General features: G+C 38.0%; 32 protein-coding genes. 3 read left to right on the plus strand and 29 right to left on the minus strand.

From position 1 onward, the window contains the following. Nucleotides 1-35: 35 nt before the first annotated feature. The gene (locus tag ACF8D3_RS08100; RefSeq protein WP_392471025.1) at nt 36-953 is read left to right on the plus strand and encodes a lysine exporter LysO family protein; all 918 of its coding nucleotides are present in this window, start codon (nt 36-38) and stop codon (nt 951-953) included. 72 nt (nt 954-1025) lie between these two features. Here ACF8D3_RS08100 and pyrF read toward each other — a convergent pair whose 3' ends face one another. Then, the gene (gene pyrF, locus ACF8D3_RS08105; protein WP_278595154.1) at nt 1026-1706 is read right to left on the minus strand and encodes an orotidine-5'-phosphate decarboxylase; all 681 of its coding nucleotides are present in this window, start codon (nt 1704-1706) and stop codon (nt 1026-1028) included. A 108-nt stretch (nt 1707-1814) separates the two neighbouring features. Then, nucleotides 1815-2363, minus strand: a complete 549-nt coding sequence (locus ACF8D3_RS08110; RefSeq protein WP_392471027.1) for a helix-turn-helix domain-containing protein — start codon at nt 2361-2363, stop codon at nt 1815-1817. 89 nt (nt 2364-2452) lie between these two features. On the opposite strand from ACF8D3_RS08110, the gene ACF8D3_RS08115 reads away from it, so the two are divergent. Next, the gene (locus ACF8D3_RS08115; protein WP_392471029.1) at nt 2453-3109 is read left to right on the plus strand and encodes an AzlC family ABC transporter permease; all 657 of its coding nucleotides are present in this window, start codon (nt 2453-2455) and stop codon (nt 3107-3109) included. Beyond that, a complete protein-coding gene (locus ACF8D3_RS08120; RefSeq protein WP_392471030.1) occupies nt 3106-3432 on the plus strand; it encodes an AzlD domain-containing protein in 327 nt (108 codons plus the stop codon). Before ACF8D3_RS08115 ends, ACF8D3_RS08120 begins: the two co-directional genes overlap by 4 nt. A gap of 70 nt (nt 3433-3502) precedes the next feature. Here the strand turns inward: ACF8D3_RS08120 and ACF8D3_RS08125 are convergent, their stop codons facing one another. From ACF8D3_RS08125 to ACF8D3_RS08255, 27 genes are all read right to left on the minus strand, one after another. Next, nucleotides 3503-3868, minus strand: coding sequence for a lipopolysaccharide assembly protein LapA domain-containing protein (locus ACF8D3_RS08125; RefSeq protein WP_004879862.1), 366 nt, complete (start codon nt 3866-3868; stop codon nt 3503-3505). Nucleotides 3869-3886: 18 nt separating this feature from the next. Further along, on the minus strand, nt 3887-4189 hold the full coding sequence (locus ACF8D3_RS08130) for an integration host factor subunit beta (RefSeq protein WP_004879864.1): 303 nt from the start codon (nt 4187-4189) through the stop codon (nt 3887-3889). Nucleotides 4190-4345: 156 nt separating this feature from the next. Then, nucleotides 4346-6028, minus strand: a complete 1683-nt coding sequence (rpsA, locus tag ACF8D3_RS08135) for a 30S ribosomal protein S1 (RefSeq protein WP_004879865.1) — start codon at nt 6026-6028, stop codon at nt 4346-4348. Nucleotides 6029-6143: 115 nt separating this feature from the next. Next, a complete protein-coding gene (cmk, locus tag ACF8D3_RS08140; protein WP_392471032.1) occupies nt 6144-6824 on the minus strand; it encodes a (d)CMP kinase in 681 nt (226 codons plus the stop codon). 13 nt (nt 6825-6837) lie between these two features. Further along, nucleotides 6838-7278 (minus strand): SRPBCC family protein, encoded by a 441-nt coding sequence (locus ACF8D3_RS08145; RefSeq protein WP_007481838.1) that lies wholly within the window; start codon nt 7276-7278, stop codon nt 6838-6840. Nucleotides 7279-7344: 66 nt separating this feature from the next. Next, nucleotides 7345-7854 (minus strand): tRNA adenosine(34) deaminase TadA, encoded by a 510-nt coding sequence (gene tadA / locus ACF8D3_RS08150; protein WP_392471033.1) that lies wholly within the window; start codon nt 7852-7854, stop codon nt 7345-7347. A gap of 6 nt (nt 7855-7860) precedes the next feature. Then, entirely contained in the window at nt 7861-8982 is a 1122-nt protein-coding gene (locus tag ACF8D3_RS08155) for an enoyl-CoA hydratase/isomerase family protein (RefSeq protein WP_007481840.1), read from the minus strand. Next, nucleotides 8982-9695, minus strand: a complete 714-nt coding sequence (gene ung, locus ACF8D3_RS08160; RefSeq protein ID WP_004879875.1) for a uracil-DNA glycosylase — start codon at nt 9693-9695, stop codon at nt 8982-8984. Before ung ends, ACF8D3_RS08155 begins: the two co-directional genes overlap by 1 nt. A gap of 44 nt (nt 9696-9739) precedes the next feature. Then, on the minus strand, nt 9740-10336 hold the full coding sequence (locus tag ACF8D3_RS08165) for a 6-pyruvoyl tetrahydropterin synthase family protein (protein ID WP_392471035.1): 597 nt from the start codon (nt 10334-10336) through the stop codon (nt 9740-9742). A gap of 107 nt (nt 10337-10443) precedes the next feature. Then, nucleotides 10444-11400, minus strand: a complete 957-nt coding sequence (gene gspK / locus ACF8D3_RS08170; protein ID WP_392471081.1) for a type II secretion system minor pseudopilin GspK — start codon at nt 11398-11400, stop codon at nt 10444-10446. Between the two features lie 2 nt (nt 11401-11402). After that, a complete protein-coding gene (gene gspJ, locus ACF8D3_RS08175) occupies nt 11403-12140 on the minus strand; it encodes a type II secretion system minor pseudopilin GspJ (protein WP_165593524.1) in 738 nt (245 codons plus the stop codon). Further along, nucleotides 12140-12646, minus strand: coding sequence for a type II secretion system minor pseudopilin GspI (gene gspI / locus ACF8D3_RS08180; RefSeq protein WP_392471036.1), 507 nt, complete (start codon nt 12644-12646; stop codon nt 12140-12142). Before gspI ends, gspJ begins: the two co-directional genes overlap by 1 nt. Further along, entirely contained in the window at nt 12636-13211 is a 576-nt protein-coding gene (locus ACF8D3_RS08185; RefSeq protein WP_392471082.1) for a type II secretion system protein, read from the minus strand. Before ACF8D3_RS08185 ends, gspI begins: the two co-directional genes overlap by 11 nt. A 306-nt stretch (nt 13212-13517) precedes the next feature. Then, entirely contained in the window at nt 13518-14126 is a 609-nt protein-coding gene (locus ACF8D3_RS08190) for a TetR/AcrR family transcriptional regulator (RefSeq protein WP_392471083.1), read from the minus strand. Between the two features lie 40 nt (nt 14127-14166). After that, a complete protein-coding gene (locus ACF8D3_RS08195; RefSeq protein ID WP_392471037.1) occupies nt 14167-14940 on the minus strand; it encodes a TatD family hydrolase in 774 nt (257 codons plus the stop codon). Between the two features lie 25 nt (nt 14941-14965). Next, nucleotides 14966-15310, minus strand: coding sequence for a PilZ domain-containing protein (locus tag ACF8D3_RS08200; RefSeq protein ID WP_392471038.1), 345 nt, complete (start codon nt 15308-15310; stop codon nt 14966-14968). Between the two features lie 312 nt (nt 15311-15622). Beyond that, nucleotides 15623-16606 (minus strand): DNA polymerase III subunit delta', encoded by a 984-nt coding sequence (locus ACF8D3_RS08205; protein WP_392471039.1) that lies wholly within the window; start codon nt 16604-16606, stop codon nt 15623-15625. 6 nt (nt 16607-16612) lie between these two features. Continuing rightward, a complete protein-coding gene (gene kdsB / locus ACF8D3_RS08210) occupies nt 16613-17374 on the minus strand; it encodes a 3-deoxy-manno-octulosonate cytidylyltransferase (protein ID WP_392471041.1) in 762 nt (253 codons plus the stop codon). A gap of 9 nt (nt 17375-17383) precedes the next feature. After that, nucleotides 17384-18397 (minus strand): tetraacyldisaccharide 4'-kinase, encoded by a 1014-nt coding sequence (gene lpxK, locus ACF8D3_RS08215; RefSeq protein WP_392471042.1) that lies wholly within the window; start codon nt 18395-18397, stop codon nt 17384-17386. Between the two features lie 2 nt (nt 18398-18399). Further along, the gene (gene msbA, locus ACF8D3_RS08220; protein WP_392471043.1) at nt 18400-20127 is read right to left on the minus strand and encodes a lipid A export permease/ATP-binding protein MsbA; all 1728 of its coding nucleotides are present in this window, start codon (nt 20125-20127) and stop codon (nt 18400-18402) included. After that, on the minus strand, nt 20124-20552 hold the full coding sequence (locus ACF8D3_RS08225; protein ID WP_004879903.1) for a biopolymer transporter ExbD: 429 nt from the start codon (nt 20550-20552) through the stop codon (nt 20124-20126). The genes msbA and ACF8D3_RS08225 overlap by 4 nt, the downstream gene beginning before the upstream one ends. Before the next feature lie 15 nt (nt 20553-20567). Further along, nucleotides 20568-21197: a MotA/TolQ/ExbB proton channel family protein gene (locus ACF8D3_RS08230; RefSeq protein WP_019384477.1), complete on the minus strand. Its 630-nt coding sequence runs from the start codon at nt 21195-21197 to the stop codon at nt 20568-20570. 47 nt (nt 21198-21244) lie between these two features. Beyond that, entirely contained in the window at nt 21245-22132 is an 888-nt protein-coding gene (locus tag ACF8D3_RS08235) for a ParB/RepB/Spo0J family partition protein (protein ID WP_392471045.1), read from the minus strand. After that, nucleotides 22129-22911 carry a ParA family protein gene (locus ACF8D3_RS08240; RefSeq protein ID WP_061518366.1) on the minus strand — a complete coding sequence of 261 codons (783 nt, stop codon included), beginning with the start codon at nt 22909-22911 and terminating at the stop codon, nt 22129-22131. The genes ACF8D3_RS08235 and ACF8D3_RS08240 overlap by 4 nt, the downstream gene beginning before the upstream one ends. An 18-nt stretch (nt 22912-22929) precedes the next feature. Beyond that, nucleotides 22930-23565, minus strand: coding sequence for a 16S rRNA (guanine(527)-N(7))-methyltransferase RsmG (gene rsmG, locus ACF8D3_RS08245; RefSeq protein ID WP_392471046.1), 636 nt, complete (start codon nt 23563-23565; stop codon nt 22930-22932). 175 nt (nt 23566-23740) lie between these two features. Further along, entirely contained in the window at nt 23741-24430 is a 690-nt protein-coding gene (gene murU / locus ACF8D3_RS08250) for an N-acetylmuramate alpha-1-phosphate uridylyltransferase MurU (protein ID WP_392471047.1), read from the minus strand. After that, on the minus strand, nt 24430-25443 hold the full coding sequence (locus ACF8D3_RS08255; protein ID WP_392471048.1) for an aminoglycoside phosphotransferase family protein: 1014 nt from the start codon (nt 25441-25443) through the stop codon (nt 24430-24432). The genes murU and ACF8D3_RS08255 overlap by 1 nt, the downstream gene beginning before the upstream one ends. Between the last annotated feature and the right edge of the window lie 61 nt (nt 25444-25504).

A 25504-nucleotide genomic window follows, 5' to 3' on the forward strand; every position in this document is an offset into this window, starting at 1 on the left:
CATAATAAGCAGGTTATTTATAACCTGCTTTTTTTATGCATTCATTTATTCTAATCTTCCAAATATTTATTGCGATTAGCTTAGGCTATTTTATAGCACCCCATCTTTCTAAAAATCTAAAGCAATTTGTATTTAAAATTCTTCCTTATTTTTCTTATATTCTATTAGTAAGTGTGGCATTTGAATTGACCCAAGCGCTCAATCATATTGATCATCCTACAACTATCCTTCCGCCAGCAATCTTGATTGCTTTTACGACCTCGATTGGTTCATTCTTTGTTTGTTTATTGACGTACAAATTGATTGATCGGCAAAGCGTACAAGGCAAGATTTCATTACACCTATTTGTGAATGCTTTAAAAAATATAGCCAAAGCCTTTCTAGCGCTAGTTATCGGTATTCTACTAGGCTTATTAATAAATAGATCTGAAATACAATTTGAGTTCAACAGTTGGTATTTATTACTTGTTTTTATTTTTCTCATCGGTATCGAACTCGCATTTACACAATTTGACCGTAGCTGGTTAAGCTGGAGAATTCTCTTAGTACCTCTAGCCGCTTTTATCGGCTCTTGCCTTGCAGCACTCTTTAATTATTTACTCTTGTCTAAGCAATATCATCTAAATGAAGTTATGGCCTTAGCCCAAGGTTACGGCTGGTATTCAATGTCTGGAATTTTATTCACTGAATTGCACTCACCTAAGCTAGGTGGAATTGCATTATTAACAGATTTATTTAGAGAAATTTTTGCAATTTTATTGATGTATTGCCTAGGTTGGCGTTTCCCTCGCTCTGCAATTTCTAGTGCGGGTGCCACCTCTATGGATGTTACACTTGCGATGGTAAAACAATCGTGCGGTACGCATTATGTGCCCCATGCAATGATGAGTGGATTAATTTTATCGTTACTTGCACCGTTATTAATTAGTTTATTTTTGAGCTTAAATTTCTAATTACTAAAAAACTATGCAATTCAAATAAAATAGGTGGCAATTCATACCACCTATTTTTATAAAACAAATGAGTTAGATAGAAGCTAAAATCGATTTCAACATTTCAGTCGGATTTTCAGCCTTAGTAATTGGTCGACCAATCACTAGATGAGTAGAACCATCTAACATTGCTTGTTTAGGTGTGACAATGCGTTTTTGGTCATCTGCATTTGAACCTTCAGGACGAATACCCGGCGTTACCAATGCAAACTCTTGACCCAACATGTCACGTAGAATTTTTGCTTCTTGAGCTGAACATACAACACCATCTAAACCACTTTCTTGAGTTAATTTCGCTAAACGTTTTACTTGTTCGACTGGTTCAATATCTAAACCAATATCACGTAAATCTTCGCGACCCATTGAAGTTAAAACTGTGACTGCAATGAGTTGAGTCTTATAGTTACCTGCTTTTAAACGCTCTACACAGGTTTCCATCATTTTACGACCGCCAGATGCATGTACATTGACCATCCACACACCTAAGTCAGCAGCAGCACATACAGCTTGGGCTGTCGTATTTGGAATATCATGGAATTTTAAATCAAGGAATACTTCAAAACCTTTATCTTGTAAATTTTTAACAACCGATGGCCCTTCATGCGTAAATAATTCTTTACCCACTTTGACGCGACAAAGTGACGGATCAAGCTGTTCTACAATTGTTAAGGCGTCATATTGGCTTTTTGCGTCTAAGGCAACAATAATACTCACGAATCTAGTTCCATCACATAAAAATCGGCTTAATTATAGAGTGAATAATAAAATGAACAAAGTATGAAAACACGCTTAATGAAAAAAAGCATTTCTATCAAACCTAAATCATCTTTGTTCGGAAATTAATATTGCACGTGTATCTAATTCTAATGCTTCAAAAATATGATCTTGATCAGCAGGATAACAAATATAATCTCCTTCCTCCAATATCATTGGTTCAGTAATCAAGCCGACTTTCGCTTTACCTTTCATAATAATAATGTGCTCAACACTACCAATCGGATGCGGTTTACTGCAACGCGGCTCACCAGGCTGAGTTGTCAAGATATAAACATCACGTCTTGCACCTGTTGGACAGTTTGCTAATAAGATTGCTTGATAATGTGCTACTTCTGATGAAACAGATGGGCCTTCGCCGAAACGAATGACTTGGGTTTGAGCAATATTGCTTTCCATTAATTTAGCAAATGGAATGTCCAAAGCTACACACAATGCCCATAAGGTTTCTAAACTAGGATTTCCTTGTGTGGCTTCTAACTGAGATAAAGTCGATTTTGCAATACCAGCACGTCTAGCGACTTCTGCTAATGATAATCCAGCTTTTTGTCTCTCTCTCTGCAAACCTTTTGCAACGATTTCAATTGGCAATGACATAGTACACCATAAAAAACGATTGTTCGCTTTGACGAACAGCATGACAATGCACTATTATATCGTACGTTCGTTTGATATAGAAATCAGATATGTCTAATAAAACACAATACGACCTAATCAAAGCAATTGTTTTGATCTCTGTAGCTACGGGCATCGTCGGGATTTCATTAGGTGCTGTTGCTGCTAGTTTTAATATTCCGCTTTGGATTCCACTCGCGCTTTCTTTAACAGTTCTCGCTGGTGCTGCTGAATTTACTTTTATTGGTATGATTGCAACGGGTGCAAACCCCATTTTTGCTGCATTCACAGGAATTCTCATCAATTTACGTCACTTACCCTTTGGGTTATCTGTTGCTGACTTTATAGAAAAAAATGCTTTCCGTTTTATTGCATGTCACATCATGAATGATGAAAGTGTCATGTTTGGATTGAGCCAACAAGAACCAGCTATAAAAAAATCAGCATATTGGATGTGTGGAATAGGTATAGCTATTCTTTGGCCAGTCGGCGTAATCATTGGTTATTTATTAAGTCAGAATATTCCAAATATTTATGCCTTCGGGATTGATGCTGCATTTCCTGCCATTCTCTTTGCATTGATACTTCCTCTGTTGAAAAATAAAACGACTCGAAACAGAGTATTTCTAGGCAGTGGGTTATCTTTAGCCTCTATTCCTTTTTTACCGACAGGCCTACCAGTTTTGCTTTCTATGTTTGGTTTACTCCTAGGGAGAAAATCAAAATGAAATACGACACTGTTTATATAATTGCTGGAATTGCGATCTTATCAATCGGAACTTATCTCATTCGATATTCTGGCATTTACCTTGCAAATCGAATTGCTTTTAAAGAGCATCATCGACAAATGCTTTCAGATTCAGCTTGCGTTCTTTTATTTACACTAGCTGTATTCAATACAATTTTTACAGAGAATGAATTTAGTGGAATAAGCAAAATAATTGGCGTTTCGGTTGCAATTTTATTTGCTTGGAAAAGATACTCTTTGATTGTTGTCATTCTAGTGGCAATCGCAGTAACAGCAACTTTAAGATATTTAGGTTTTTCTTAGTAAAAAAATAGCTCCTTGATTAACACAAAGAGCTATTTTTTAGATTATAAATAATCTTAGAATTCTTTAATTACAGTGGAGTGCGAGATTGACCTTCAGGATTAATATCTAGAACAGTTTTCTCATGCCTTACACTTGCAGCAGCTTCAGCAGCAGCCTGTTGTGCAAGTTGAATCTGCTCTTTTCTAAGGTGATCAATATCTTTACGTAAACGCTTGATTTCCCAACTTGTTTGGAACACTCGGAAAACCTGAACACCCAACAATAAACCAACAACAATTCCTAATGCTAGGGTTAACAAAAGTAATAAACCCAAACGCATTGCAGGAACTTGAGTAAATAATAGATCTACTTGTAATTCCGCTGGATTCTGAAGAACCAAGGCTAAAGCATAGCCAAAAATAGCAACGAGTAATGCAATTAATACATAGCGCATAAGCTGCACCTCTCTTTTTTATTTAGCTGATTCGTTTACCGCATCACGAAGTGCTTTACCAGGTTTGAAATGAGGAACTGCTTTTGCCGCAACATCAACTGCTCTACCTGTCTTAGGATTACGACCTAAACGTGGTTCACGGTGATGTAAAGCAAAGCTACCAAAACCACGAATTTCAATACGATCACCACTCGAAAGTGCTTCGATCATCTGATCAATCATAATCTTAACTGCATCTTCAACCAAAGGCTCAGCTAAGTGTGGGTTTTTAAGTGCAATCCGTTCAATTAAATCAGATTTATTAAGTGCTTCAGTCGTCATTGATGACCTCTTTAATTATCGCTACTTCTCAATGTTTTTAATAATAACCTGTTTAAATACAAAACGGTAGCGCAGTACATCAATACTACGCTACCGTTTACAGTATTTTTGTATAAAAAGTACGTCTCTGTTACAAGAAACGTACCTTTTAACAAATTACTTCATTTGAGCTTTAATTAAGTCACCAATAGTCTTAGGACCATTGCTTTCTGCAGCTTGAGTAGCAGCAGCTTGACGAGCGTTGTTCACAGCTTCTTTCTCTTCAGCTTCGTCTTTCGCTTTGATAGACAAGTTGATAGAGCGTGATTTACGATCAACGTTGATGATCTTCGCTTCAACTTCTTGACCAACTTCTAAGAATTTGGTCGCATCTTCAACGCGATCACGGTTGATTTCAGATGCTTTAAGAGTTGCTTCGATGTCATCAGCTAACTTAACTGTAGCGCCTTTAGCGTCAACAGCAGTTACAGTACCTTTAACTAAAGCACCACGTTCATTCGCAGCTAAGAAGTCATTGAATGGGTCGCTGTTTAATTGCTTGATACCAAGGCTGATACGGTTACCTTCAGCGTCTACAGATAAGATAACTGCTTCAACTGTGTCACCTTTCTTGTAACGACGGATAGCTTCTTCGCCTTGTTCGTTCCAAGAAATATCAGATAAATGTACTAAACCGTCGATACCACCAGATAAACCGATGAAGATACCGAAGTCAGTGATTGACTTGATCGTACCAGAAACTTTTTCGCCTTTTTCATTAGACTTAGCAAACTCTTCCCATGGGTTAGCACGAGTTTGTTTGATACCTAAAGAAATACGACGACGTTCTTCGTCAACTTCAAGAACCATAACATCAACTTCGTCACCGATCTGAACTACTTTAGATGGGTGGATGTTTTTGTTTGTGTGGTCCATTTCTGAAACGTGTACTAAACCTTCAACGCCTTCAGCGATTTCAGCAAAGCAACCGTAGTCGGTTAAGTTAGTTACGCGTGCTTTAACGATAGAACCTTTAGGATAACGGCTCATGATCGCTAACCATGGATCTTCACCTAATTGCTTAAGACCTAAAGATACGCGGTTACGCTCACGGTCAAACTTAAGTACTTTAACAGTAACTTCTTGACCAACTTCAACCACTTCTGAAGGATGCTTGATACGCTTCCAAGCCATATCTGTGATATGTAGAAGACCATCAATACCGCCAAGATCAACGAACGCGCCGTAATCAGTAAGGTTCTTGATCGTACCTGTAACTGTTTGACCTTCTTCAAGTTGAGCAAGTAATGCTTCACGGTCAGCTGAAGATTCAGCTTCCATAACTGCACGACGAGATACAACAACGTTGTTACGTTTAGCATCAAGTTTGATTACTTTGAACTCTAACTCTTTACCTTCAAGGTGAGTTGTGTCACGGATAGGACGAGTGTCAACTAAAGAACCTGGTAAGAATGCACGTACAGGACCGATGTCAACAGTGAAACCGCCTTTAACCTTACCAGAGATAACACCAGTAACGATTTCGCCGTCTTCAAAGATTTTCTCAAGTTTAGTCCAAGTTTCAGCACGCTTCGCTTTTTCACGTGATAAAACTGTTTGACCCATACCGTTGTCAAGTGCTTCAACAACTACGTCAACAGTATCGCCAACTTGAACTTCAAGTTCACGTTGTTCATTTAAAAATTCAGCACGGTCAACTACGCCTTCAGATTTAAGGCCAGTGTCAACAGTAACCCAGTCAGAATCGATACTAACAACAGTACCTTGGATGACTGCACCCTTTTCAACATTGAGGTTTAATTCACTTTCTTCAAAGAGGGCTGCAAAAGATTCGGTCATGATATACCTGATAAAGTCCGCGGTCTTGGATCAGACAAGGCCGGTTTAGTTAAGTTGTTACATTGTCCAAAAAATCTGATCAAGCAATGCTTCAACTGATAAAAAAACTGTGTATCTATTTTATACAGCTATTGATATAGTCAACCATTAACTGAAACACCTCATCGACGCCTATTGTAGAACTATCAATGATATACGCGTCATCAGCTGGCTTGAGCGGAGCAACTGTACGCTCCATATCTCGCTTATCTCTAGCTTGTATGTTAGATAAAATGTCGCTTATTTTAGCATCAAGACCCATGCCCTGCAACTGTTTTACGCGTCTCTCAGCCCGAGACTCAGCCGAAGCAGTTAAATAAATTTTCGCTTGGGCTTCTGGAAAAATAGAAGTTGCCATGTCACGGCCATCAGCAACTAAACCAGGTGCTTGAATAAATGCACGTTGTCGTTCAAATAATGCTTTACGCAGTTCAGGAACAGCAGCAACTTTAGATGCGTACTCGCCCACTTGTTCAGTTCTAATCGTATTTGTTACATCAATTCCATCTAGGAAAATCAAAATCGAGTTTTCAGTTGACTTGAATTCGATATTTAAATTCATTGCACAATCAACACATTGGCTAAGTGCTGTATCAAGCTGATCCAACAATCCTTTTTGAAACAATGACAGCCCAAGCAAACGATAGAGTGCGCCAGAATCTAATAAATTAAAATGATAATGTGCGGCAATTTTTGCAGCCAATGTACCTTTACCAGATCCACTCGGACCATCAATCGTAATAATATGAACTGTCATTCCAATCTCTTTTTTATGAAGCAACTGATTTGGCTAATTTAGAAAATCCTAGTGTAATCGCTGCTTTTAGTTGTGCAAGAACTAATTTGCTTACAAAAGGTGCTTTTGCTGTTAATTCAATCTTATAAGTCACAAGCGTGATGTATGGCGTGATTTCTTTAAAGTCAATTTGTCCCAAATGATGTTTTACCAATGGGTTATTAATCAACTTATATTCGATACGTTTATTTTCTTCTAATAACGTAATTTCTTCTTGCAGCGGCTTAATTGGACCAAAACCCATACGACGAACAGAGCCAACACCATCAGGGCGTTGCGGATCAGCAGAATCTTTTACACGTACCACTTGAACTGGAGCGAAAGCTTTGTTGTAAGTTGAATGTTTTGACAATAATTCAAAAACTTCAGAAATCGGAGCATTAAATTCTTTTTTTACAGTGATTGCATTACGCATAACTTCGCCTTTTTGATCTAACCAAAATCATGGGAGGCTTAGTGTGCCACAACTAATGAAACATTTTTAATCATTTAAGGACGTTTTAGATAAACGATTTTTCTTTTTTTCATCTCTTCTTTTCTTGAAAAAATGACTTAATTGATTTGAGCATTGCTGCTGCATACAGCCATGCTCAAACGTAAACTTATGGTTGTAATATCCGTTCTCTAGTAACTGTCGAGCACTCACTAAAGAACCAGCTTTAGGTTCGGTTGTTGCAAAAACAACTTTTTGCACACGCGCATGAACCAATGCACCTACGCACATCGTGCAAGGTTCAAGAGTTACATAAAGAACAGCATCATCAGGAAGGCGGTAATTTTGAATTGATGTACAAGCAGAACGTAATGCTTGAATTTCAGCATGAGCTGTCGGATCAGACAGTTTAATCGGAGCGTTATAACCTGCACCAATAATCTTACCATCACTTACAATCACTGCTCCAACTGGAATTTCCCCAACTGCCGCAGCTAATGCAGCCTGCTCGTAAGCAAACTGCATCCAATATTCATCGTCTATATTTCTTTCAGTCATGATAAATTATGAAACAACGCCATATTGTCTTAACAGCGCATTCCAACTATCAATATTTGTTACTGGTGGATGATCAGACAAAATATCTTTTAAGGTAATTTTTTCAGCAGCTTTCCATTCTGGTGAAAGATCCTTATCAACCAAACGGGCACGGACGCCTTCTACAAAGTCTGGATGGCGAATTTTCCAATCTGAAATTTGTGCTTCTAATGCAAAAACTTCATCCCAAGCATGACCTTGCTTACCCCACTGCCATAACAACCATGTGATTGCGGCAGTGCTTGGAGAACCCTTCTGTAAATTCTCACTTGCTTGACGTAACCAGTCACTACTCGCTTCGCTCAAACCGATGATGGCTTGATAGTCATATTCAAAGCTTTGTCCACGACATACGCTATGAATAACATCGATAGAATTTTGCAACGGTCCAGAAGCTACAGGTCTATGCAGGCTATTTAAAGTATCATCAATAGCACGGAATGCACCTGCTGGATAATGATTCCAGTCAACATTGAGAACTTTTTGCAACACATTGTCTCGTTGAGCCTCACAAATATGTGTCGCCCAGCCAATGCTAAATGCACCAGCAGCCGTCATGATCGAACCAGTTAGACCTGTAAATAGACCAATTTGTCCACGATCAGCTAAAAAACGACTACCACCTACATCTGGATATAAACCGATATTAATTTCTGGCATTGCCAAACGTGAATATGGCGTAACTAGACGGAATGGAGCTGCCATAAACAACCCAAGACCACCACCCATCACATAGCCTTCACCCCAAACAACGATTGGTTTAGCATAATTATGAAGTAATAAATCTAAAGCATATTCCTGCTCAAAGAATTTATTTGCAGTATCAACTTCATTATTAATAACCAATTGACGAAGTTTACGAACATCACCACCTGCGCAGAATGCTTTAGGCGTTGTTGAATCAAACCAAATCGCTTTTACACTTTCATCTACGTGAAAGTCTTCAAACACTTTCAACAAGGCGCTAACAATAGATTCATCTAATGCGTGTAAAGATTTTGGTCTGTTAAGGCGAACAATACGCCAACCATTTTTTGCCTGTTCGATAACTAAATCAGGATGATAGCTACTTAAATCGGGAGAAGTCATTATGCGTCCAATTGCCAGTCTATAGGCTCAATGCCATGTTGTTTCAAATAATCATTTGTTTTTGAAAACACTTTACAACCAAAAAAACCACCTCTATTCGCTGAAAGCGGAGATGGATGCGCTGCAGTCAGCACAAGGTGTTTATTGCGATCAATGCGTTGCCCTTTACGTTGCGCATAAGCACCCCATAAGATAAAGACAACTCGCTCACGTTGTTCATTTAACGTATCAATCACAGCATCGGTGAAGTCTTCCCATCCTTGCTTTTGATGTGATGTCGGCTGCCCAGCAGCAACTGTAAGTACACTATTTAACAACAATACACCCTGAGCCGCCCATTTACTTAAATCTCCATGACGAGAAATAGGCACAGCTAAGTCAGTATGTAACTCATGAAAAATATTACGCAAAGATGGAGGTAATGCAACCCCTCTTTGTACAGAAAAACTTAAGCCATTCGCCTGATTTGGACCATGATAAGGATCTTGTCCCAAAATTACGACCTTCACATTATTTAACGGCGTAGTGTTGAATGCATTAAAAATTTGCTTACTTGGCGGATAAATCGTTTTCTGTGCAAGTATCTCTTGTTGCAAAAATTCACGCAAATTATCCATCTTCTGACTGAGAAGAAAATCTGATAGTGAAGTTTTCCATGAGTCATCCAACTGAACTTTATTTAATTTGTCCTGCTGTTGTTCAGTAAATTGCATCAAAATTCCTTGAAATTAATTCGCTCAATAAATTGATAAAGTATTTAAATATTTACTTGTAGTTCTACATTCGGGTTTTGAAACTTCATACCATTTTTCAGTTTTTCATACATCTGCGTATCGCTCCACTCGGACTGTACTTGTTCAGAAAAAATGATTTGCTCTAAATCCAACAACCCCATTTGCTCATTATCAATATCTTCTTGGAAGCTTTGAGCATAGCCCGTATCTGTCTCATGCACGATCACAGAATACACCTCAACATCACCCTCACCATTCTGAGTAGAAGTCGAGTTTAATACTTGTTGAGCAAGGAAAAAGAAAATACGTGAAAACTGCTCTGCTGAAGGAGAAACAGGTAAAGAAATCCAGCGAGCACTAAACGTTTTACATGCATCTATGTACGCGGCATCATCTTTTTGCCAGAAACAAATCGCATGGTCAAAACTATCAAACAACTCTTTAATGACGCCTTTTAAAAGACCAAAATCATAAACCATTTGTCCATGATCAAGCTTTGACGCTTTTAATAATAATTCAACTTTATAACTATGCCCATGAATCGAACGCTTACAACGATCCGATGTACAATTTCGTACAATATGAGCATTTTCAAACTTAAATAATTTACGAATTAACATGCACCAAGCTAATCTTTATCTGCAAACGAATTTTATTATAAAGCAAAAGAACTAGCATTGGGATTGATTTTAAATCTTGTCACCATTTGCAAACTCAATGATGAAAATTAATTAAAAGGTGCAAGACTTCTTGAGTAAACAGTGACTTGCCTATCTTTTCTCACCATAGAGCTAGTAAATTGACGTTTCCGTTCGCTTAAAACAACTACAATTTGAGCAGTGAAATAATTTGATTTGCTATCTAACAGTCCAGCAACATCATTTTTAGCCTGATCTTCAATCCCAGAAAAAGCATTTAATTTCCATAAATCATCAACATTATTAAAATATGTGAGATTGGAAAGTTTCGCTTTTAACTCTTGATCAAGTGCGTTTACATCCACTCTTGGATCTATACTTGCCAACAATAAGGCCGATGCAGTATTCATGTTGAGTTTGGTTTGCTCTGGTAAAGCCGTCACATAAGGCTTAATCAAATCATAGTTTCTACCTTCAAAGCCTTTGACAAGCTTCAATTCATCAACACTATGAAACATTGTATTCGATGCCAAATAAGCAGGATTTAAACCTTGATAATAGTTACTCTCAGCCCCCATTGCACCAGTCGTTTCATCATCACTGTCCTGCCAATCAATTACAGCCTGACTTAATTCTGCTGGAAGCCCAACTCGCTGCAAAAGTTTTTCAAACCAACGCTTAGCTGCTTCATCAACTTTACCATCAGATTTAACCAAATTATTCAGGTTAAATTTACCAGATTCATCTAATAAACGACCAGATACAGCACCATCTTCAACTGGAAATGGGGGCATAGGCTTTGCCCAATTTTCCTGTAAATGATCAATACTGCTGCCGTTGTCACTGTCTTGAATCAATAACTCTGAAAAAAATGCTTCAGCACTCTTAGCATAAAGTAAAGACTGATCTTGCCGCATCAAATATCCAGTATTTTCAGCAGTATTAGATTGTCGTTTTGCGATAGTTGCAGCCAAAATAGTCGCTAAAGCAACCATAACCAAAATCGTTAATAATGCAACGCCATGTTGTGATTGATTCTTTATCATCATTATTGACCATCCTGATTGGTACGAAGCAGACTATAAATCCATTCATAATCTGTTCCTGCTACCGTAAGCTGGATTTTCAATCCTAATGGTAGCTTTTTTAGTTCTACTACATTATTTGGATCATTGATATTTTCTGGCCATTGGGTTAGTTCTTGAGGATTCAAAACAGTTACTTTAAATTGATCTACATTTTCAAGCAAAGTACTTGAAACAGGCTGAATACGATTTGGGATATTCAAGTTTGAATATTTAAGTCTATATACTTTTTTCTGTGCCGAATCATAACGATACTCTATTCGCTCATAAGGTGACAAACCTTGCTTTAGAGGATCTGAGACACCCGCCTTACTGAACATAAAACTTCTATCGTTGAGCACCAAAGCAGCCTGTATTTGCCTCCCATCATTTGCTGTTAAAGGAATAATTTGCAAACTGTCTCTTAAAATTTGCTGATACGCATCTTGCAATTCAAATAAATGTGTCTCATGTTCAGCATTACGATCTTTGACTTTAAGCAGATAATCAAAAACCTTCCAACCCATCATTGAAAGCACAGCAAAAATTGCGATCGCAACCAACAGCTCCACTAAGGTAAATCCTAAAACTGATTTCTGACGAGCAATGCTCGACCTTACTGCAAAGCAGGGAACTAAGCTTCGAGTGTTTGAATTAACCAAATCAAACTTTGGTTGAGCATTAGAAACTGATGAAATCACAAACACATTTTTATTATTCATTAGGTTCTAGCTTTTGCTGGATAATTAAAAAATACAACATTAGTAATTCCCGCTTCTACTTTGCCTTGATCAGCATTAAATAAGCTAACTTGCAGTTCAATACGTTGTATTTTGGGGCTAATCGTTGATTGTGCTTTTTTATCAATTTGCCACGTTTCACCTTGAGAGGTCACTTGTTTAGATTGAGTTCCATCTAGCCACTCTTGGTTCATTTCCATCGTGGCAACTTCATTCATAGTAACAAACTGTGCTTTGGTCCGTAAAATTGCATTTGAAGTCGACTGAGTGTATTGCATCGCTATTTTTGTTAAAGCAATTGCTGCGACTGCAAAGATAGCCAATGCGACCATAACTTCAAGCAAGGTAAATCCTGAGACACGATTAAATCGAGCAACGCTTGATCGTGTCGCAAGACGAGAAGCTATGCTTTGAGTTGCAGGATTAGCAAAACATAGTTTCGTCTGAGTACCTGAAAGAGCACTATGTTTTGAGTATCTAATTTTCATTTACTTTACCCAAGTGATCTAACTCGAATTCGTGCCCAATTGCTTGTTGCTGATAATAAAACTGAATTCGAACAGGTTTAACCTCACCATTGCCAAACCAAATTAACTGAGGTGCCTTACCACCCAACAAATCTTCATTGTTAGCTTTTGGATAACTCTCATTATCCAGACTTTCAATGCTAAATGAAACTTGCTCAGGTAGCTGACGTGTTTTGAATTCTGCATAAGGCTGCCAAGTCCGATCTTCTTGTTGAATTTGTTCTTTGCTCTGATCGTGATATTCGAACAAATTATAGCTAAACGGTGCGACATCAGTCGCATTCTGGGTATTTAAAGCAAATACCTTAGCTTGATCCGTTGCTTCTTTATTAATCTTTTTTAGATCTAAAATAAACATCTCACGGGCTTGCATCGCTCTACGTTGGTCAACACCACCAATATTCAATACAACTAAAGATGCCATAATCGTCATGATCACAATAACGACCATGACCTCAATCAAGGTAAATCCTGAGACACGATTAAATCGAGCAACACTCGATCGTGTCGCAAAACTAGAAGCCATGCTTTGAGTTACAGGATGAGTAAAACAACGTTTCTCTCTAAGAAGCCCAGCTTCGCAAGAAGGCAAAGCTCTATGCTCGAAGTGAGCAAATTTTCGCCGAACAACGCGCGGTTCTACTGCACAAGAAGCTACACTTCGAGTGTGAGGATGAACAAAATGAAATTTTGTCTGGATGTTAGACATAGAACTATGCTCAGGGTTGACGCATTTAAATCGAGCATAGCTTGAAACTTTAGCAAACCGAGAAATAAGATGTCGTTTGCTTGTTTGTCGACTATGCTGCGAGCAGTTCATTGTATTGACCAACTATGTCGTAATTGTTTCAAGTTGCTTCGGCATGGCTAAAGCTAGTTCGATATATGCAACTCGCAGAGTATCTCTTGAACCAAGATAACGCTGGTAAAAACTTGAATTGAGAATAACGGCAGCGCCATAAGTCAAAGACCAAATGGATGCTAAATAATCACGCGTTGTCATCGTGCTATTAATATCTAACAAATAGCTTTCTGTCATACGAATAATAATGCGTAAACGTTGTCGACGAACTTTATATAACTCACTAAATAATAGCTGTATACCTTGACCTGTTGTCGATAAACGCTCTTCTATCTGATGAAATAATGCTGTGCGTTCAGGATGATGTAAATGATGCAACATAAAGAAAGCCAAATGTTCAGGAAAACTTTTTTCAGTGTCCTGAATCATTTCCAAAAGCATTCGCTCATTACGAATGATTAACAACATATACAATTCATCTTTACTTTGAAAGTGTTTGTATAATGTGCCTTTGGCAAGATCTAGCTCTGCTGCAAGAGCATCCAAGGTCATGCCTGCTTCACCATTTTCTAATAGGAGTTGCTCAGCGATTTGAAAAATTAATACTTCTCGTGCTCTAAACTGAGCTTGACGATCCATTTTCACGTGATAACTCTCTTCCTAGTACAACAATAACCGTTTATTTCAAATTTAAGAGATTCTCGAAATTTTGTGTGGTAATCATACCAATCTCTTCAAGCGATTTATCATATACATCACTCAGTGCTTTTGCTACATAAGGAACATATTTTGGTTCATTCGTTTTACCACGATATGGTACTGGTGCTAAATAAGGACTATCCGTTTCTATTAACACTCGATCAAGAGGGACTTGCTTTGCAACATCCCGCAAATCTTGAGCATTTTTAAATGAAATAATCCCAGAGAAAGAGATATAGTAACCACAATCCAACACAGCTTTGGCTGTTTCCCAGTCTTCAGTGAAGCAATGTAAAATACCATGTGTCGATTGTTCAGCTCTAATGATATCAACGGTATCGTGTTTAGCTGATCGGGTGTGTACAACAACTGGTTTCTTTACTATTTTTGAAGCCTGTATATGACGAGCAAAGCATTGTTTTTGTTCTGCAATAAAATCTGTACTGTGATAGTAATCCAAGCCAGTTTCACCTAGCGCCCAAACTTTTTCAGATTGGGCTAGTTCAACCAAATAGTCTGTTGTTGCTCTTGCCATCACATGATCATCTTCACAAGGATGCACGCCTACAGTATATCCAACATCGTGATGACGAGATGCGATTTCTGCCAATTTAATATGATCATCAAGATCAACTGAAATCCCCATGAACTTCGAAACACCTGCAAGTCGAGCTTGTTCAAGTGCTTGATCTAAGTTTCCTTCATAAGGACTTAAATCCAACATGGTTAAATGGCAATGCGTATCAACAAACACTATTTTTTCCTATCTACGACTATAATTACATTGTATAACTTGGGCGATCTAAAGCCTTAGATCCTGCCAACAATTTTTCAGCTTCATTTTTATAATACACACCTTTTTCTCCCACAAGCTGGATTGCAAAGCCTTGTGGTTTAAAATGTGTATGTTTTTGAGAAATCCAAATTACTTTGCCTGTGAGTGGTATTTTCTGAGCTTGTTCTGGTAAGGTCGCCAGCACGAAAACTTCTTGCCCCATTTTCACAGCTTGTTTAGTTGGAACAAATAAACCTCCGCCTTGAACAAAAGGCATATAGCTAGATTGCAAGGTTGCTTTATCAGGAATATTTACCTGTATAATCCCACCCATCATTTGCGGCTGCATAACATTCCCCTGTTAAATTTAAACTTAAATCATTCTTATATAACTAAATATTCTAAAAATCGATCAAATATATGTGCCATTTGATTGATTATGAATAATCAGATTGCAAAAAACCGTAGACAAAAATTACGTTATTTCTTGATTTGATTATAAGAAACATTAGATGAAACAACAAACAATGTTTTTCATCTAGCACACTCATCAAACTGCATATGCACAGCAATTAAACACATATTTTTCATAACACATCTAGTGAAATAAAAAACAGAGCCTATGCTCTGTTCTTATTTAACAACTCATAACGCAATCATGTTAGGAAACATTCATAAGTTGAATAAACAACTCATCCATAGCCAATTGAGTTTGAACATTTTGCTCTACCATCAGCTTTTTATGTTGTAAATCACTATAAATCTCAAAAAGTTTTTCTAAATCATAGCATTCGGCTAATGCTTGAAAATCCAAATCATAGTTACGCGTTGATTGATTAAGCTTCAAACTAATCAAATCACCTAACAGATATTCAAACATGGTGACAAACTCTGAAAAATTCAGTTCTTTAGACCACTTGCCAGAATAGTTCAAAGGCATATTTTTTTCAGAGACTAGTTTCAGCCAATCACTTAAAAAGTTATTTCTTTTAGAAAGCCATTCGCTTTGTTGAAGTTCGATTGCACTCAATGGCATATCATTTGCCAAATTTAGTAGCAATGAAACTTGCTCTTCAGAAATATCTAGTAATTGTTGCTGAACATACTGCTGAGCATCCTGAATACTTAAACGATCTAAAGCAAAATGCTGTAGACGACTACGAATCGTCGCGGGTAATTTTAAATAGTGATCTGCTAATAGAATAAGAACAACGCGCTCACCAGGTTCTTCCAATGTTTTTAGTAAAGCATTAGAGGATGCAATATTGAGTGCTTCAGCTGGTTCGATCACAACCACACGCCAGCCTTCACCGGTTTGTTGAACAAATGGAAGTAAATCTCGAATTTTTTCGATTTTTATTTTCGCATTTTGTTTCTTATTTTCTTCATCTGTTGTGATGTGAACATAATTAGGATGTGTATCCGATTTCAACCACTGACAGCTACTACACTCACCACACGCTGATTGAGCTTTTTTATTTAAACACAGCACCCAAGCGACAAAACGTTGTGCAAACTCTCGTTTTGCACAGCCATCCTTGCCATAGAAAAGTAAGCCATGCCCAATATCAGGAAAACGTGTTGTTAACAGTTCCCAAGTTTGTTCATGCCATGGATAAATCATCGGATGTTGTAAATCGACCATTATATATTATTCAAATAAGCTTACAGGCATTGCATTTAGACGATCTAAATCAGCTTGCGTATCTACACCTGGCGGTAAGTTAGCCTCAGCTACTGCAATTGCAATACGATGGCCGTTCTCTAATACACGTAGTTGCTCTAAACTTTCTAACTTTTCAAGCTTACCTTGATCCCAAGTTACATATTCTTGTAGCAATTTCACACGATATGCATATAAGCCTAAATGACGAAATGCTTGATCATGTAGTTTAGCTTCTGTTTCTTTTGCACCATCACGATCATAAGGAATGGTTGCTCGACTAAAATACAATGCTTCATTACGATTGCTCATGACGACTTTTACAATGCTATCACGATGAAACTCATCCAAATTATGAATCGATTCGCATAAAGTTGACATCGAACATTGCGGATTATCAACCAAGAGCTGAGATACTTGTTGTACTAGTTGTGCAGGTAATAATGGTTCATCACCTTGTACATTGACAATAATATCATCCTGCGCCCACCCTTTTAGACGAGCAACTTCACTGAGACGATCAGTACCAGAAGGATGATCCGCACTTGTTAATACAACATCCACCCCCTCTGCACGACAAACTTCAGCAATTCGCTCATCATCTGTAGCAACACACAAATCATCAAACCCTGCTACTTTTTTAGCTTGATCCACTACACGTAAAATCATTGGACGACCATGAATTAGTAATAATGGCTTCGCTGGTAAACGTGAACTCGCAAAACGAGCAGGAATAACAATATGTTTCATGATAGTGCTCTAAGAAAATTGAATACCGACTTGTTGTAATTGTTGTTTCAACAACTCATAACAATCGGATGATAAAACTGCTTCAACAGGAACAACCCAAATCGGGATATTAAAATTAGGGTTTTGTGATAATAATGCCTTAAATTTCACAGCATCTTTTTCAGTCGTAATGATTGCATCCTGATTATCAAAAGTTAAATCTGAAATCTCATAATCATGATGATCTGGGAATTCATGTGCTTGGTACTGAATCACGCCAATCTGACTCAATGTTTGATAAAAACGTTCAGGAAAACCTATTCCTACGACAGCATTAAAATATTTTTCTCGGTCAAACAAAACAGAATCAAGATTTTTATTTAACAGATAAGGCAAGCCTATTTGTAAATGCATATTATTGGAAACTTGAGCAGCTTTAGCTTTGGTATGGTAAATAACAGTACTACGCGATAAACGAGCTTTTGGTTCACGCAAATAGCCTTCAGGTAATAATCTTTCATTACCCAAACCTCGATTCTGATCTAGCACGATCCATTCAATCTGACGATCAAGTGCCCAATGCTGAAGACCATCATCACTAATAATTAAATCTAATGTATGAGATTGCAATAACAACTCTATAGAGGCATGGCGATTAGGCCCAACAGCCATAGGTACACTAGTTGACTGCACAATCAATGCTGGTTCATCACCAACAGTATCTGGTTCTGACAATCGATTAACTAATGCTGGGAAAGGCCCTTGTCCCCCATAACCACGGCTGATCACGCCAACGCGGATATTATGCTGTTGTAAGTATTTAACCAACTGAATTAATAAAGGTGTTTTACCACTACCACCTACAGTAATATTACCAATCACCATCACTGGTACTGGTGCTTTATAAACAGTTTTAATGCCAGATTTATACAGAGATTTATTCAGATTAAATACGAATCGATACAACCATGATAATGGACGCAACACAATTAACCATGAAGCTTGTTTATTCCAAGCATCCTGTATATGTTGCGCTAAAGACATACTTAGTTTTCCTCAAAATTACGTTCATGCAACTGATAGTACATACCATTTTTTGCAAGTAATTCTGCATGTGTGCCTTGTTCAACAATCTGTCCTTTATCCATCACCACAATCAAATCGGCATTTTCAACAGTAGATAAACGATGTGCAATCACAATCGTAGTACGACCCTGCATTGCCTCATCAAATGCTTGCTGGATAAAATATTCAGATTCGTTATCTAAGGCACTCGTTGCCTCATCCAAAATTAAAATTGGAGAGTCTTTTAAAATGGCTCTCGCAATTGCAAGACGTTGACGTTGACCACCTGAAAGATTTAACCCTTGCGCACCCAAAATAGTGTCGTAGCCTTGTGGCAGGTTCATAATGAAGTCGTGTGCATAAGCTGCTTTAGCTGCAGCAATTACTTGCTCATCACTTGAATCTTGTAATTGACCATACGCAATGTTGTCACGAACTGAACGATTAAAAAGTACAACCTGCTGATTCACCATGGCAATTTGTGAGCGCAGACAAAGCAATTCAATATCTTTTACAGGAATATCATCAAAATAAATTTGCCCACTGCTCAACTCTTGGAAACGAGGTAACATATTTACTAGAGAAGTTTTTCCTGCACCAGACCGCCCGACTAGCGCAACTGTTTGCCCTGCACGAATATCTAAAGAAAAATCTTTAATCGCTTTCGTGCCATCCTCATATTGCAAGCTTGCTTGATCAAAGCGAATGTTCCCCTTTAGCTCAGGTTTAAGCTGACCATTGTTTTCTTCTTCAGGCAAATCGAGTAATTCAAAAACAGAATGTGCCGCTGCTAGTCCACGCTGTAATTTTTCATTAATATCAGTTAAGTTTTTAACTGGTTTTGAAATTAAACCAGCGGCAGTGATATATGAAACAAATTCGCCTGCAGAGGTGTCACCAAACACTTGTGGTCTCAGAGCTAGCCAAAGAATTACAGCCATCGCACACGACAGAATCAATTGGACAATTGGACTGTTAATATTTTGAACAACAACCATTTTTAAACCACGACGAAGGTTCTCTTCAGATGATTTATAAAAACGTTGTTGTTCAAATGCTTCGCCAGTAAAACTCTTTACAACAGAGTTACCGTTAATCGTTTCTTGCACGACATGGTTTACATCACCCATCGTGTTTTGAACTTGAACAGACAGCTTACGCATCCGTTTAGCTGCTACACGAACAAGGATTCCAATCACAGGCATGAAAACGATAATACAAAGTGTTAAACGCCAATTGGTATAAAGCAAATAACTTAATAGACCAATGACGATCAAGCCATCTTTAACTAGGGTTTGTAATGAATCAGAAGATGCGGCTGTCAATTGTTGAACGTTGTACATCAACTTAGCACTAATATGACCTGAGGTATTATCTAAATAATACTGCGCAGGAAGTCTTAATAGCTTTGCATAGACTTCTTGACGAATACTAAATACCAATCGTCTTGAAATAACCGCTGTAAAGTACCCACCAAGGAATAAACCCACACCACGAAAAAACATCAACAAAACGATGAGTACTGGAAACCAATCTAAGTTTTCACGACTACCATTTTGTATAGCATCAATAATATATTTAAGAAGTTTAGCTACAGAAACTTCTGTAGCAGCGTTGATTCCAAAACCGATCAATACAAATAAGGCTACGCCCCAATAAGATTTTAAATAAGCTAAAAGGCGAACATAAACCTTAAAATCTTGATTCACTCAGTGAAACCTCTAGTTGGAACTTTTGTGCTGATATTGACGTTTACAAAACCTAGTTGGCCTGCAACATCCATAACTCGAATTACATCTTGATGAGTTGCCTTAGCATCCGCCGCAATAATAAACATAAAATCTCTGCGGTCTTGTGCAACTTGCTTAATTGCAGTGCTGAGATCAGCAACATCTTTGGAGGATAATGCTTGACCATTCACGGAATAATGCCCTGTGGAGTCTACCATGATTTCAATTTTATGATCGAATTGTTTAGGTGGAACACCCTGAGCATCTGGCAATGTTAGATTTATACGGCTTTGCTGACTAAAAGTCGTTGAAAGTAATAAAAACACCAAAATAAATAACATACAGTCAATCATTGGTGTCAAATTAATATGAATATCTTCAACTTGAGAACGTTTAAATTTCATGAGATCACCTATGCTTTAGCTTGCACGGCGATGTTCTTGAACATGTGGTACTTTTTTGTAGAAAAGTGCTGCATGAAACAAAGTTGATTGTTGCTCGAGTTCAGCAACATACTCATGAACAACTCGTTGGAAATACCGATAAGCAATCATCGCTGGAATTGCAATAAGCATCCCCACAGCAGTTGTAATTAGCGCCTTAGAAATACCTGGCATCATTGTACTTGCATTACCCGCTGAACCAACATCGATCACTAGAAATGACTCAATAATACCTAATACAGTACCCAACAAACCAAGTAACGGTGCAATTGCACTTAGTGTACCGAGAAAATTGATATTCTTTTCTAGATGAGTAATTTCTTGAGATGCTGCTGCTTCCATTTGAGCACGAGCAAACTGTTCACCTTGATCCTTATGATCATAACCAGCTTTCAGGATTCGTCCTAATGGACTGCGCATTGCCTGTTCTTGTTCTAACTTAGCAACAAGTGTTTCTAAATCAGCACCATTTACAAGTAAATCTTGTGGTAAAACTTGAGAGCGCTTTAATCTAAGATAACGCTCTAATGTAATCGCAACCGTAAAAATTGATGAGAGAATGAGAGGCAGCATTAACCAACCGCCAGCCTTTACGAGTTCCCACATATTATTCCCCAATAATATTTAAAATATAACAGGACGCACCCTAAATATTAGTTAGGTAAACAAATATTCAAAATACCATCCAACTCATCCAATGAGTGGTAATGAATGACCATTTTCCCTTTGCCTTTTTGATTATGGTCAATTTTCACATTTGCTCCGAAACGCTCTGAAAGTCTCTGAGTTAAATGCTCAATATCAGGAGAAACTTGCACCTTTTCCTTTTCAGGTTTTGGTTCACTCCACTCACGAACTAATTGTTCAGTTTGACGCACTGACAAATCTTTTTCAATTACGATTTTAGCGACTTCCAATTGATCTTTTGCTTTCAAAGCTAGAATGGCACGGGCATGCCCCATATCAATTTGACCTTGCTGCATAAAATCTTTAATTGGGTCAGCTAAGCTTAACAAACGTAATAAGTTACTTACTGTAGTACGAGCTTTGCCAACAGTATCCGCAATTTCCTGATGGCTTAAACCAAATTCATCATGGAAACGTTGTAGTGCAAGCGCTTGATCAATCGGATTTAAATCTTGACGTTGAATGTTCTCAATTAACGCTAAAGCAATTGCAACCTGATCATTTAGATCTCGTACAATCGCAGGAATTTCTGCTAAGCCCACAAGTTGAGCAGCCCGCCAACGACGTTCACCTGCAATGATTTCGTAAGGATATTGTTCATCATCAACTGGACGGATGACGATTGGCTGCATTACACCATGCTTTTCTATTGATGATGCAAGCTCTTGTAAATCTTGTTCTTGAATAAAACGACGTGGCTGATACTCACCACGTTTTAATAAATTGACATCAATTTGCTTGAGTTGACCATGATCTAAGGCTTGTGCTTCAAGTTGCAATTTTTCTTTTTGAATTGAACCCAACAGCGCATCTAAACCACGACCTTTAGCCAATCCGCGTTTTTTGATGCTCATACCGCACTTCCTTTTTTCACTTTACTTTTCTTCAACATTTCTGCTGCTAAATTCAAATATGCAACTGCACCTTTTGAGCTTTTTTCAAAATAGATCACAGGCAAACCATGTGCTGGCGCTTCAGCTAAACGAATATTTCTTGGAATAACTGTGTCATAAAGTTTCTTACCAAAATACTGTTCTAATTCAGCCGAAACATCACGCGTCAATGCATTACGTGCATCGTACATGGTACGTAATACCCCTACGATTTCCAAGTTTGGATTGAGGGCTTTTTGTATACGATCAATTGTTTGCGTTAGATCTGCTAAACCTTCCAAAGCATAATATTCACATTGCATTGGAATAATTACACCATTCACAGCCGCTAAGGCATTCACGGTGATTAGACTCAAACTTGGTGCACAATCTACAATAATATAATCGAATGCTGACTCGACTTCCTGCAAAGCATTTTTCAGGATGAACTCACGCCCTTCTTGCTCAGCAATTGCAAGCTCTACACCAGCAAGTTCACGATTTGCACCTAAAACTTTATATCCTACTTCAGCTTTTTGAATAGCCGTTTCGATAGGTACTTCACCTAATAGAACATCAGTTACAGAATAAAGTAAGTCATTCTTTTGAACACCAGACCCCATGGTGGCATTCCCTTGCGAGTCCATATCAACCAGCAAGACACGTTTTTTTAAGATCGCCAAAGATGCAGCAAGATTTACTGCTGTTGTGGTTTTCCCTACACCACCTTTTTGGTTTGCAATCGCAATAATTTGAGCCATGATTACCCTTAATATTTTTTATTGAATACGTTGAAGTAAAAGTAAATGACGTTGTTCATCTAATCTCGGTACACGAAGCTCAACAACCTTACAAGAATATTCATCCTTCATTTGTTCAACCTCATCCGTTGGGATTAGACCTTTCATCGCCGCGATAATGCTTTGTTGATGCATATACGGCTGTGCAGCATTTACAAAATCTATCAGAGATGCAAAGGCTCTACTTGTAATGACATCGAACTGACCAAGCTCCCCAATGCTATCTTCATTTTCAACACGTGTTTGAACTGCAATTACATTTGTTAGTTTTAAATCAGCAATAAATTGTTTTAGGAATCGAATCTTTTTTCCATTTGAATCCAATAAAACGCATGAACGCTCTGGTTGACACAATGCAATGATCATGCCGGGCATACCACCGCCTGTTCCAACATCCAACAAACGACCTTCCGGTAAATCTTTTAAAATACTTAAGCTATCTAATAAATGTTTAACCAACATTTCTTTTGGATCGCGAATGGCTGTCAGGTTATATGCCTTATTCCAAAGCACGAGTGCATCTTGATATTTCAATAAGAGAGTTAAAGCCTCTTCACTTAGATCTAAACCTAGTGCTTGGCTACCTTGCTTTAATTCTTGAAAAAAAGGATGCATAACGGTGTAACATCTCGATAAATTTGCTGTGCAGTATACCGATTTCTGATACAAGACACAGTAGGACTTGTTGAACGATTATGCAGTTAAACATCTATGTTCATGATAAACTGCACAATCCATCAGTTTTTTGTCTTTCCTTATACAAATCAAAGAGTGACAAAAATTAATTTTATTAGCAGAACACACCTTGTTTGATTTGCTGATCAAGTTGTTCTAAACGATCAGGTGTTCCCACATCAACCCAAATTGCTTGCATTTTTTCAGCTGAAACTCGCTGTTGCTGCATGGCTTGTTTAAGCAAAGGGGCTAACGGGCGTTTGCCATTCTCTAAACCCACAAACATTTGCGGTTGTAATACAGCAACACCGCTATACGTAAGTGCTTCACCGAGTTGATCTTGCTCAAAAGTGTAAGCCAAATCATTCGCTAGAATAAAATCGCCTTTGGTATGTTGTGGCGGGTTATCAACCAACACCAAGTGTGCTTGCTTATCACCCAAATCAACATCCAACAATGTAGAAAAGTCCATTGTTGTCCAGACATCACCATTGACCAAAATAAAAGGATCAGTTCCTAGCAACGGTAAAGCATTAATGATGCCTCCTGCCGTTTCCAACCCCTCACCTTCATGAGACCATAATATCGTGACACCAAATTGAGAGCCATCCCCCAAAGTATTCGCAAGTTTTTCACCCAACCATGCTGTATTGATGACAATTTCAGTTACACCAATCTTTTGTAACTTTTCAATATGCCAAACAATTAATGGTTTGCCACCAACTTCTAGTAAAGGTTTAGGTGTGTTCAAGGTCAGCGGACGCATACGATTGCCCATACCAGCAGCTAGAATCATTGCTTTCATTATGCTGCAACCTCATAGTCACCATATTTGATAATAAACTTTGGCATAACTACATCACGGATAAACTGCATAAAATCATTTAGTTCATCATAACCTTGGCTTTCTTCTAGCAGATACCACATTACACGCGGTAAATCTTTTAAATATCCCGATTTTCCATCACGCTCAAACAAACGAACGAAAATACCTAAAATTTTCAAATGACGTTGAATTGCCATTAAGTCCGCATCACGCTTGAACTGTTCAAAATTACGATTTTCTTTCGCTGCTGCTGGCAATAAGTTATAGAAAACTTCAAACCATTCATAGACACGGTCAGCATTCCACTGCACGTAGGCGTCACGCGTAATGGAAATCAGATCATAAGTATCTGCGCCAATCACAGCATCCTGAAAATCAATCACCCCTAATTCTTGTTCATTTTCAATTTTCATCAAATTACGACTGTGAAAATCACGATGCACAATGACTTGCGGTTGCTGAGTTGCCTCTACAGCAAGGAAATCAAATGCTTGCTCAATTGTTTCTAACTGCTGTTCAGAAGGCTGAATATTCAATGATGGTAACATCCAGTCCGTCAACAAACGCATTTCCGACATCAGTTTGTCATATGAATACTCTGGTAAATATTCTTTGGCATCAATCTGCTGCAATTCAATTAACTGCTTAAAGCTTTGAGCGTAATATTCATCTACCGTCGTATCATTTAACAATGTAGATAAAACCACATCACCAAAATCCTCCAACAGCAACAGTCCTTGATCGATATCTTTTGCAACGATATGCGGAACACGCACACCATGCTTGTCAAAAAACTCATCAATGGTCACAAATGGAACACAATCTTCTTTTTCAGGCGGCGCATCCATAAGCATATATGTTTTGTTTTGTAACTTAACTCGTGCGTAACGACGAAAGCTCGCATCTCCTGCCAAAAAGCTGATCTCAAATTGATCTGATTGGAGAGTGGCTTGAAGCCAAGTTTGTATCAATTGTTCACGTTGTGTATTCATTTGCAATAAAATCTAAAACTAGCTGAGATTTTGAAAGCTTAAGTGTAGCCACTTATCAACT

The sequence above is a fragment of the Acinetobacter sp. YQ_14 genome, assembly GCF_043102985.1.
In the GTDB taxonomy this organism is placed as follows: Bacteria; Pseudomonadota; Gammaproteobacteria; order Pseudomonadales; family Moraxellaceae; genus Acinetobacter; species Acinetobacter venetianus.